Below are 8,499 nucleotides of genomic sequence, written 5' to 3'. Positions count from 1 at the left end.
CGCGAGAAGCTGATCCAAAAGTTCCTTCTCAATGGCCATGTGATGATTCTCCTTTCCATCATCATGGCCTCAGACACAAAATTCCTGACAGTCCCGCTTCTCAGCTTCCCGATTGACTTCTCATCAAATGGAGATGCCGAGCAGCACGAGAAGGCTCTTCCCAAGAGGGCTACCAGCCGCTGACAAAATCGCACTTAAGGCACCTCCCACCGCTCGCGTGACAGCGTCAGCAGCACCTTTGATCGCGCTGCCCTTAAGCGCCTCGATCAGCCCCTGCGCTTCAGTTCGGGCAGCGGGCTGCATCTCGAGTGTGGGCAACGTCCGCTCGATCTCCCCGAGCAACTCAGTGAGTGCTCCAGAGTCGAAACTTTGGGTGGCGTTTTGGGTGCTATTTGCGCCAGCGATTTGAACGATGCTGTATCGTGCATCGATCTGATAATTTGGGCTTAATGGCGCCCGCATAGCTATGGTCGGTCCAAGTCGTTCAGCCTCCGCTTGGCCTTGCTGGTTTAAGCCGATAGAATCCATCGTGCTCTTAGACATCAGTCCTTGGTTAATCAAAAGCCCAACGACATCGCGAATCTGGAAGTTGTTCAGTCCTGTATTGGCAAGGATGTCATCGATAGGCATCGAATATCCGTAGTTCGAGGCGCCGTTTTCATAGATGTATGCAATCACTCTATCTCGAGCGAATCTAAGTTCGGGTCCAGTAAGCTTCGGCATAGCTTCCTCATCGAAAAGTAGACGCTTCGTCGCCGGATCTTCCGACCCGCGCATGTCAATGAAGCAGGTCTCGTTCTCAGTGCCGGAGTGGACGTCGTCGACAACAATATGGCCTTGGCGTTCGAGGTCAAACATCGCATCGGGGAAATCCGTATCCAGCGTCTCCCAAGGCTCTTCTCCGCTCTCGACATAGTCTAAGTGCGATAACGAGATAGGCTGCTTCGACTTTGCGATCTGGTTGATGATCCAGCGCTTCAAGTTAGCCTTCTGACGATCAGTGACCTGCATGCATCCATCCATTCCGCTTAACGAATGACGAGCATATGCAGACCGGTGAAGTTGTCCAGCAGCTGGCGGAGCAAAGCACCGCCTTTCAGTGGCTTGTCTTTATAGCGAGCAATAGGCGATGGAGTTTCCGCTGCTGTACGGAGATTTGATCTGGAAGGTCCAGCCACGGTCGAAAGTAATGCCCTTCTCCCGCATCATACCCGCGACCTGATTGCATAGTTTCCTAGCCTCGCCGCTGGTCATGTCAATCGTGGCTGTTACGGACGATCCCCAACCGGAAACCTCACACGGGCTGCTGGCCAAGCCCGTGCTGTCTATAACTGAGCATAAAGCATAAGCTGCGCGGACGCTCGTTTCGGAATCCGCCTTTGCCAGTGTCGAGTTTAAGCAAGCGCAGATAAGCGCCGCCGCACAAATTCGCAATGTTCTGTATTTCATGTCCTTCAATATCCTAAGCCGTCGGCGTCTCTGTCTTCTTCGGCTTTGGAGGTTCGATAACCGGATTCGGAATAACAGGAGTTTTTGGATTCTTCGGATCAACCGGCTCAAGCACGACATAAGCCGGATTCGGATAATGATCGAGCGCAGCACCTGTCGCCGCGTCAACGCCCATACCGATAATGCCGCCAACTAGAATGTTGCCGGCGAAACCAGCTACACCGCCATCGCTTACTTTGGTTTTCACATCCACACGGCCAGACTTGTAGCCTTCCTTCTCTGCGAAGACCGTGAACTCGGCTTTCCGCTCGACCTTGATGGTGCATGGTGACTGCGGACAGGAATGCCCCATGGAGGTCGTCACCTTGGCGTCATTTGGCAGAGCTGAAATCACCACGCTCTCGGAGGTGCCACGAGAGATAGAGCCGCACGAAGAAACAGCCGCGGCCAGCGCAGCGAAAGTTGCAATTTTGAAGTACATGAATATTCCCCTTACCCTGCGAGCAGGTAAGCAGAAATTCTCGCAGAAGTCGAGTGCGATACTTAATAGGTGGTTAATTTTGAGGTGCGGTGGCGCAACTCACAGGTAAGTTAGAGGTTCCTCCACGCCTCCCAACGCTGCAATTCCGACTTGCCCTCCTTGGTAACTCGCCATTGTTGAGACCCATCCGCAGCTCTTCCAGATCGCCGAACCAACCCTGCCTCGGCTAGAACACCAATCGTGTGTTCTCCAGCGCCGCGAATGGCCTCGATCGTGACGGACTCCGGGTGCTCTACCATGTACCGCAGCGCTTTCACCTCACGGGGATGAAGCCCGTGTCGAGGAGCATTTTGCCGGCGCTCTTCTTTCTGTTGCTCTTTACGCCGTTGGTCTTCTGCCTCCTGAGCGCGCTCCTGCTCATCGACGTCTCGCCAGAACCTCGTTTCGTCGAGCCATTCATCCGCAACAGCGGACATAAGAGCGGACGCTTCAACTGCTCTGATCAGGATTGCCCAGCCTTCGTCACCATCGGCACTGTTGATGAAGAACCGGCGCTGCACGTTGTAAAACTTGAACGACTCTTCGAGAACATGAAAGCGAGCGATCGTGTCCCCCACGTTAGGGCAGGATCCTCCGTACTGGCTTATTGGCCCGCCGCCCAAAGACTCCAACTCTCCGTCAGGGAGTAATTCATAAAGTCGAATGGTGTAGTCGAGGCTCATCTTGCCGATCCCGCAGGCGGACGCCAGGGCCGTTAAACATCATCCTCACCAACGGTGCCACCTTCATTCTCCAGCACATCGATCGCTTTCACTTCGCGCCGATTGAATTTCAGGCGAACACCAACGCCGCCGCCGTTCTCTGGGATGAAGACGATGCCGGATGCCTCCAATGCATCTTTTAGTTTTTGGACGGTGACCGAGTTTAGTCCGCCTCTTTCGTTCTCAAATCGCGTGATAGTGGCGGTCGTGACGCCAGCCATCTCGGCAAGATCGCGAACACCTATCTTGAGAGCCGCCCGAGCCATTCTTAGTTGTGCGGGAACCATAATTTTTACCCTGTGAACAATAGTTAATACACGGTGTTGACAATTGGTCTCTTGTGTTGGATTATTATTACATGGTGCTGACACCGGTGACAATTCGAGGGGTTGAATTATGAACATTAGGGTTAACGACCAGCAAGTGGTCTGGCAGTTCTCAATAGGCCAGCCGGTCAAGTTTCATGGAATGAGGGCGTTTATTCTCGCGCGCCAGATCACCACAAGCGGCGAGCAGATATTTTACATCCGCATCAAGGGCGACCATGTCGACAGGCCGACGCGGGCAGTCCGTTCCGGATACTTGGTCGCCAACTGAGGGTTTCGCCCCTGTATCGGTCCGGGAGTTCTACCCCGCGAAGCCGTAGAGGATGACGCCCGTTCGAATCGGGCCAGGGGCTCCAAGTCACTACTGGCCAGCGCGATCACCACCCGCACCTACACTCGCGGCGCGCTGGCCGCCTCAACGAATTTTCGCTATCGTACCTACGTCGCGGCCAATCGCCATGCGAAAAACCACTGGAAGATCGCCGCGGCCGGCCGCTCGATTCGAAAGGATCGAGCGGTTTTTTCCGCTGACCCAACAGCGGAGTCGAACCGCAAAAGCGTTCGCCGAAAGTGGGGAGGGAATGTGGGTAAGAAAGCACCTGCAATCAAATTAATCAATGATTACAGGCGCTTATCTAAGAAACTGGCTCCCCGGGCCGGATTCGAACCGGCGACCTGTCGATTAACAGTCGAATGCTCTACCGCTGAGCTACCAGGGATCATCCGCTCGGTGGCGGCGTGTGCGGGGGGTAATACAAATGCTTTGGCGTTTTGCCAAGCGCTTTTTGCAAAAAAATCAAACTTGCTTGTTTTATCCCCGGCTGAGCCCCATCTGCTCGAAAAAGACGTCCTTTAGAAACAAGGGAAATAATCTCTGGTGGCGCAAAAGCGGAAATCGACGAGATTCGGAGTGGACCCGCATACCCGCAGAGTAGGGTTCGGCAGCTGGCAGATCCCCTTGCCGCGCTCGCGGGCCGGCCGTATCGGCGTCGGCCTCTCCCTGCTGGTGGGCGGCACGCTGGGCTTCCTGCCGATTCTCGGCTTCTGGATGCTGCCGCTCGGCTTCGTGATCCTCTCGCACGATCTGCCAGCCGTGCGGCGCCAGCGACGCCGAACGGCGCTCTGGTGGGCGAGGCGCCGTCGCGCGAAGCAGGGCGGAAATGACGATGCGGCAGCCGGATCAGCCGAACAGAGAGGCAATGCCCTGGCCGGCGCTGAAGGCGGCATAGGCAAGCACGCCGAAATAGATCACCGTGATGACGTTGAAGAGGTAGCCGCCCAGCACGATCATTCCGTCACGCTGGATCATGCCCGTCGACAGTAGCAGGATGGCAATCCCCGGCAGCGTGTTGGAGAAGGGCACGAGGCCCAGCGGAAACATCAAGAGTACTCCGCCGACTGCGATCGCAAGACCGTTCAGCCGGTTGATCATTGCACCAGTCGTCAGCGCCGACAGGCGCGGTTTCAGGAAACGGTCAAGACGGGTGACGATATTGACGCCCTTTTCCAGTGCCGGCACCAGCTTCTGCGTATCGAGCTGACGGTCAAGAATCTTCCCCGGCAGCCAGGGCAGACGGTTCGCCGTGATTGCCAGGCTGATCAGGATGATGGCCGCTCCGAAGACGGTGCTGACCCCTGGGATGGAAACCGGGATGAGGAAGGGCAGGGAGGCGACGGCGCAGATGAGCAGCAGCCCCTGTTCTCCGACCGCATCCATGAGCTCGCGCAGCGTGATCGACTGGCCCTTGATGCCTTTGATGAGCCGGCGCAGAGTGTCGCTCAGCGAGGTGGAGGTATCCTGGAATTCGATGCTTTCGTCCAAGCTCATGCTCCGCACAATCTCCCCCGCGCCGGATGCATAGCAGCATTCGGCCCGGGAGCAAAGACCGCAAACGGACGTGCGTATGCCTCACGCGATCGCATGACGCTCATTCGGTCCCCGGCTGGCGTGCCTATTTCGACTGCATCCAATGATCATAGGCGCCGCAGGCGAGTACGATTGCCAGGATTGCAAGCACGATCGGGTTGAGAGCCGTGATGAACTCCAGATATTCCATGGCGGTCTCCTCCTACCGCTAGATTGTTGCCCCGGTGTCTCCTCACACCCCACAACGGCAACACCTTTAGCATAGTTCCCGCAGCTTTTCCACTTTGGCGAACGCTCGGAGCCTCTGGCATTCCCCTTGCGAATCACTAGGATGTTTTCCGGGATTGAAGACGAGGCCGTATATGGCGTTCAGAGTGATAGAGGGCGGGCTTTCGGCCCGCTCGTCGGCGTTTGCCGGTACGACAGGTGACGCGCCGCCGACGCAGGAAGACGTGTTGCGGGAAGCGGAGCGGCGGATCAGGGCGATCGGTTACGACAGATGGCGCAACCGTGAGGCGGTAACCGGTATCCCGGTCCCGCGCGAAATCAGATATCTCGCCATGCAGATCGGTTATGTGGCGGAAGCCATCGGCAGGCTCGCCGACATTCCGGCCGACTTTCATTCCGATGTCTATTGGCCGGCCTGAACGCCTCTGCGATCAGCTCAACATTCTCGCTTCGATACTGGCAAGCACGAAGGTTTCCCGTACTTTTTCCAGGGGAAGCCTGCGCTGCAGGCCGGCGGCGCATTCCTTCAATGCCCGGAGATAGTAGGTGCCTTCGCGCACCGGCCAACGCCACTTGAGATATTCCAGGGCCTCTCTCGGGCCGCGAACCACTTCAGGAAAACCATATCCGACACGTACTCTGACAGGGGAATTCCACAGGACTTCATCTGTTGCCGTCACGTCATTCATTGTCCCACACCTTGCATTGCGGGGTGCAAACTTGCTCGACCGGATTTGGTTCCCTCATTCTGGCGGATTCTGCCCGGCCGTGGCTTTGTCGGTTCGGCGTTTGCAGGCGCCAGCGGGGCTTGCCCGGCATTCTGGCTTTCTCTTCATAGGAAAAATATGGCAATCGAGGCGAACCCGCTTGCGCCATCATTCGATTCGTTCTAAACGCCCGACACCACTCGCTCTTTAAGCGTTCGGATGGCCTCGTGGCGGAGTGGTTACGCAGAGGACTGCAAATCCTTGCACCCCGGTTCGATTCCGGGCGAGGCCTCCAAAACTTCCCTGCTACGCAAATGTCTCCTCAAATCTGATTTTCCCTTTCAATCAGGCATTTACCATGCGGTTTTGTGTGCGCCGCAATATGGTTAATTTTTAACTTTCTCCTCTTAGGCTCGGGAACAGAAAGGCTTTTTTTGCTGCTTTATGGGCAGAACGGAGGGAAAGCGAAATGATCACCAGGATTATCACCGTCCATCGTCAGTCCGCCAACGAGTGTGAAGGCACCGGCACTTTCGCCGATGGCATTTTCCCGCTGACCTCCGCCGAACAGTCTGCTTTCGACAAGGATCATGGCCTGCGCACGTCCTACCGCCGGGATTATACGATCGTTCGCAGGTTGGAAGAGGCGCCGCCGGCCTTCGCCTGATCCTCACCTGTCCGCGGCCTGCGGCGCTTTGGCGATCTCCTCCAGTTTTTTGCTCTGAAGCCGGGCGATGTCTTGAAAGCACGCCTCGCCGTCAGTAAGACGGACTTGCGTGAGCCCGGCGCATGGCTGGGTGATTTGGGCCGGGGTGATTCGGGCCGGGTGATTTGGGACGACTGAGATGATGGATTTCGAAGCAGCGCGGGCAAAGATGGTCGAGAATCAGATCCGCACCACTGATGTCACGTCGCACTCGGTCCTGCGGGCCTTCTATAGTGTTCCGCGCGAGGCTTTCGTGCCGGCCGGAGCCAAATCACTCGCCTATGTCGATACGGACATCGAGGTGGCGCCGGGGCGCTACCTGATGGAGGCTTCGCCGCTGGCCAAGCTCCTCCAACTCGCCACGATCATCAAGGATGATGTCGTGCTCGAAGTCGGAACCGGTACCGGTTATGCGACGGCCATTCTGTCCCAGCTTGCCGGTTCCGTCGTGTCGGTCGAGTCGGACGAGGCGCTGGCAGCTCAGGCAACCCAGACGCTCTCTTCGCTTGGCTGCGACAATGTCGCGATCGTGGCGGGCGAGCTGGAAAAGGGATATGCCAGCGAAGCGCCCTTCGATCTGATCTTCATCAACGGCGCAGTCGAGGAAGTGCCGGCCGCCTTGCTGGAGCAGCTTCGCGATGGCGGCCGCCTCATCGCCGTCGTGGGCTATGGAAATGCTGCCCAGGCGAAGATGTTTGTGCGGGAGCAGGGCGTGATTTCCGAAAGCGCCTATTTCAACGCCTCGGTAAAACCTCTTCCGGGCTTCCGCAAGGTGAGAGAGTTCGTTTTCTGATCGCGTTCCGCAGTCTGAAGGCAGGGACGAGAAGGGGCCTCTGCGAGGCCTCTTTCCCGTTTTGGAAAGGCATGCCTTTCGCGCCTCCGGCAAGTGTGTGACATCCGGGATTCACATCGCCAACAAAACTGTGTATCGGTAGGACGCCTGGGGCAGTTGTCATTGTTTCCAGCCCCCCCGACACCTTACAGTGTCTGCGATTCGGGGGTTCCTGCTTGGAGCCGAATCGAGTGCCGGTAACAGCGGGGATGAAAATGGCTCAGCCAAATGTAGCGCGTGAACCCTCCATGGAAGAAATCCTGGCGTCCATTCGCCGGATCATTGAAAGCAATGAGCCGAACGCCGAAAACGTGCCTTCCCGCCCGCTGTCTTCGGCCTATGACGAGGAGGGAATGGAGGATTCGGAAGAGACAGGCTTTATTCCGGATAGGGTAGCCAATGATCCCGGTATCCCCTCGCGCAACGAGCCGCTGAATTCGGTGCAAAGACCATCGAGCGAGCCGGCCCAGCCGGAGCGGACGCTGTCGCTTGCCGATGTTGCGGCAAGGGTACGTGCCGCCTCCGCGCGCCAGCAGGAGATGGGCAGCGTTCGCCTTTCCACGGCCCCGGTTGCTCCCGAACCGGTTGCGCCCGCACCTGCTCCAGCCTACCGTGAGGAGGAGGAGGTGGCGCGGCCTCGGATGACGCGCATGTCTGACTTCCGTGAGCCGGGGGCGGCGGCAGCCCCCGCTGCTCCGGTCTCGCAGGCTTCATCCGTCACGGAAGCGCCGGAAGCCGTTCACCGGGCGCCATCCCCGGTTCTCGAAACGCCCGAGCAGAGCCCAGAGGCGGAGATGCCCCCTCGGCCGGCGCCGCAATTCATGTCCGAACCCGCTCCTGAGAGCTTGCCGGCCAGGATCGAGGAAGCCGCCAATCTCCTGTCAGCCGAAGCGGGCGCGCAGGTCGCGAGATCCTTCAGCGAATTGGCTGCGGTGTTCAATGGGCTGGAGCATCGCTCGCTGGAAGAGATGGCGCAGGACATGTTGCGCCCGATGATGCAGGAATGGCTGGACGACAACCTCCCGACGCTGGTCGAGCGCCTTGTGCGCGAGGAGATCGAACGCGTGGCTCGCGGTCCGCGCCGTTGATTGCATAGCCGAGGCCAATTGAAACGGCCGCTCCGGCGACGGGGCGGCTTTTTT

The 8,499-nt window shown here is 57.8% G+C and carries 11 protein-coding genes, 3 tRNA genes and 1 pseudogene; 8 read left to right on the top strand and 7 right to left on the bottom strand.

Translation table 11 applies throughout. The features are described from left to right. Positions 1-123: 123 nt before the first annotated feature. From J2046_RS30835 to J2046_RS30820, 4 genes are all read right to left on the bottom strand, one after another. Positions 124-1,011 (bottom strand): hypothetical protein, encoded by an 888-nt coding sequence (locus J2046_RS30835; protein ID WP_210058368.1) that lies wholly within the window; start codon positions 1,009-1,011, stop codon positions 124-126. A gap of 451 nt (positions 1,012-1,462) precedes the next feature. After that, positions 1,463-1,930, bottom strand: coding sequence for a translation initiation factor 2 (locus tag J2046_RS30830; protein WP_210058366.1), 468 nt, complete (start codon positions 1,928-1,930; stop codon positions 1,463-1,465). Between the two features lie 110 nt (positions 1,931-2,040). Beyond that, positions 2,041-2,652: a hypothetical protein gene (locus J2046_RS30825; protein WP_210058364.1), complete on the bottom strand. Its 612-nt coding sequence runs from the start codon at positions 2,650-2,652 to the stop codon at positions 2,041-2,043. Positions 2,653-2,684: 32 nt separating this feature from the next. Then, on the bottom strand, positions 2,685-2,978 hold the full coding sequence (locus J2046_RS30820) for a helix-turn-helix domain-containing protein (protein ID WP_233470402.1): 294 nt from the start codon (positions 2,976-2,978) through the stop codon (positions 2,685-2,687). 109 nt (positions 2,979-3,087) lie between these two features. Between J2046_RS30820 and J2046_RS30815 the strand changes: the two genes are divergently transcribed. Next, entirely contained in the window at positions 3,088-3,288 is a 201-nt protein-coding gene (locus J2046_RS30815) for a hypothetical protein (protein WP_210058363.1), read from the top strand. 7 nt (positions 3,289-3,295) lie between these two features. Next, positions 3,296-3,373: transfer RNA gene (locus tag J2046_RS30810), tRNA-OTHER, on the top strand. A 288-nt stretch (positions 3,374-3,661) separates the two neighbouring features. On the opposite strand, the gene J2046_RS30805 is transcribed toward J2046_RS30810, so the two are convergent. Continuing rightward, positions 3,662-3,736, bottom strand: a tRNA-Asn gene (locus tag J2046_RS30805). Between the two features lie 158 nt (positions 3,737-3,894). Here J2046_RS30805 and J2046_RS34015 point away from each other — a divergent pair. Continuing rightward, positions 3,895-4,167: pseudogene (locus tag J2046_RS34015) on the top strand (hypothetical protein); the annotation flags it as partial. 30 nt (positions 4,168-4,197) lie between these two features. On the opposite strand, the gene J2046_RS30800 reads toward J2046_RS34015, so the two are convergent. After that, positions 4,198-4,845 (bottom strand): exopolysaccharide biosynthesis protein, encoded by a 648-nt coding sequence (locus J2046_RS30800; RefSeq protein ID WP_210058361.1) that lies wholly within the window; start codon positions 4,843-4,845, stop codon positions 4,198-4,200. 401 nt (positions 4,846-5,246) lie between these two features. Between J2046_RS30800 and J2046_RS30795 the strand changes: the two genes are divergently transcribed. Then, positions 5,247-5,531 carry a hypothetical protein gene (locus J2046_RS30795; protein ID WP_210058359.1) on the top strand — a complete coding sequence of 95 codons (285 nt, stop codon included), beginning with the start codon at positions 5,247-5,249 and terminating at the stop codon, positions 5,529-5,531. Positions 5,532-5,543: 12 nt separating this feature from the next. Here J2046_RS30795 and J2046_RS30790 read toward each other — a convergent pair whose 3' ends face one another. Beyond that, positions 5,544-5,801 carry a DUF982 domain-containing protein gene (locus J2046_RS30790; protein ID WP_210058357.1) on the bottom strand — a complete coding sequence of 86 codons (258 nt, stop codon included), beginning with the start codon at positions 5,799-5,801 and terminating at the stop codon, positions 5,544-5,546. Between the two features lie 239 nt (positions 5,802-6,040). On the opposite strand from J2046_RS30790, the gene J2046_RS30785 reads away from it, so the two are divergent. From J2046_RS30785 to J2046_RS30770, 4 genes are all read left to right on the top strand, one after another. Then, positions 6,041-6,114 (top strand) — tRNA-Cys (locus J2046_RS30785). A 174-nt stretch (positions 6,115-6,288) separates the two neighbouring features. Then, a complete protein-coding gene (locus J2046_RS30780; RefSeq protein ID WP_210058355.1) occupies positions 6,289-6,486 on the top strand; it encodes a hypothetical protein in 198 nt (65 codons plus the stop codon). A 178-nt stretch (positions 6,487-6,664) separates the two neighbouring features. Beyond that, positions 6,665-7,318: a protein-L-isoaspartate O-methyltransferase family protein gene (locus J2046_RS30775; RefSeq protein WP_233470401.1), complete on the top strand. Its 654-nt coding sequence runs from the start codon at positions 6,665-6,667 to the stop codon at positions 7,316-7,318. 254 nt (positions 7,319-7,572) lie between these two features. Then, positions 7,573-8,445 carry a PopZ family protein gene (locus J2046_RS30770; protein WP_210058353.1) on the top strand — a complete coding sequence of 291 codons (873 nt, stop codon included), beginning with the start codon at positions 7,573-7,575 and terminating at the stop codon, positions 8,443-8,445. Positions 8,446-8,499: the final 54 nt, after the last annotated feature.

Origin of the sequence: Neorhizobium petrolearium, from assembly GCF_017873175.1 — a bacterium.
GTDB lineage: Bacteria > Pseudomonadota > Alphaproteobacteria > Rhizobiales > Rhizobiaceae > Neorhizobium > Neorhizobium petrolearium.
This window is presented reverse-complemented; position numbering and strand designations above follow the sequence as displayed.

Coding starts and splice junctions, on each gene's coding strand:
- J2046_RS30835 (WP_210058368.1), bottom strand. CDS start 1,011: ATGCAGGTCACTGATCGTCAGAAGGCTAACTTGAAGCGCTGGATCATC.
- J2046_RS30830 (WP_210058366.1), bottom strand. CDS start 1,930: ATGTACTTCAAAATTGCAACTTTCGCTGCGCTGGCCGCGGCTGTTTCT.
- J2046_RS30825 (WP_210058364.1), bottom strand. CDS start 2,652: ATGAGCCTCGACTACACCATTCGACTTTATGAATTACTCCCTGACGGA.
- J2046_RS30820 (WP_233470402.1), bottom strand. CDS start 2,978: ATGGTTCCCGCACAACTAAGAATGGCTCGGGCGGCTCTCAAGATAGGT.
- J2046_RS30815 (WP_210058363.1), top strand. CDS start 3,088: ATGAACATTAGGGTTAACGACCAGCAAGTGGTCTGGCAGTTCTCAATA.
- J2046_RS30800 (WP_210058361.1), bottom strand. CDS start 4,845: ATGAGCTTGGACGAAAGCATCGAATTCCAGGATACCTCCACCTCGCTG.
- J2046_RS30795 (WP_210058359.1), top strand. CDS start 5,247: ATGGCGTTCAGAGTGATAGAGGGCGGGCTTTCGGCCCGCTCGTCGGCG.
- J2046_RS30790 (WP_210058357.1), bottom strand. CDS start 5,801: ATGAATGACGTGACGGCAACAGATGAAGTCCTGTGGAATTCCCCTGTC.
- J2046_RS30780 (WP_210058355.1), top strand. CDS start 6,289: ATGATCACCAGGATTATCACCGTCCATCGTCAGTCCGCCAACGAGTGT.
- J2046_RS30775 (WP_233470401.1), top strand. CDS start 6,665: ATGATGGATTTCGAAGCAGCGCGGGCAAAGATGGTCGAGAATCAGATC.
- J2046_RS30770 (WP_210058353.1), top strand. CDS start 7,573: ATGGCTCAGCCAAATGTAGCGCGTGAACCCTCCATGGAAGAAATCCTG.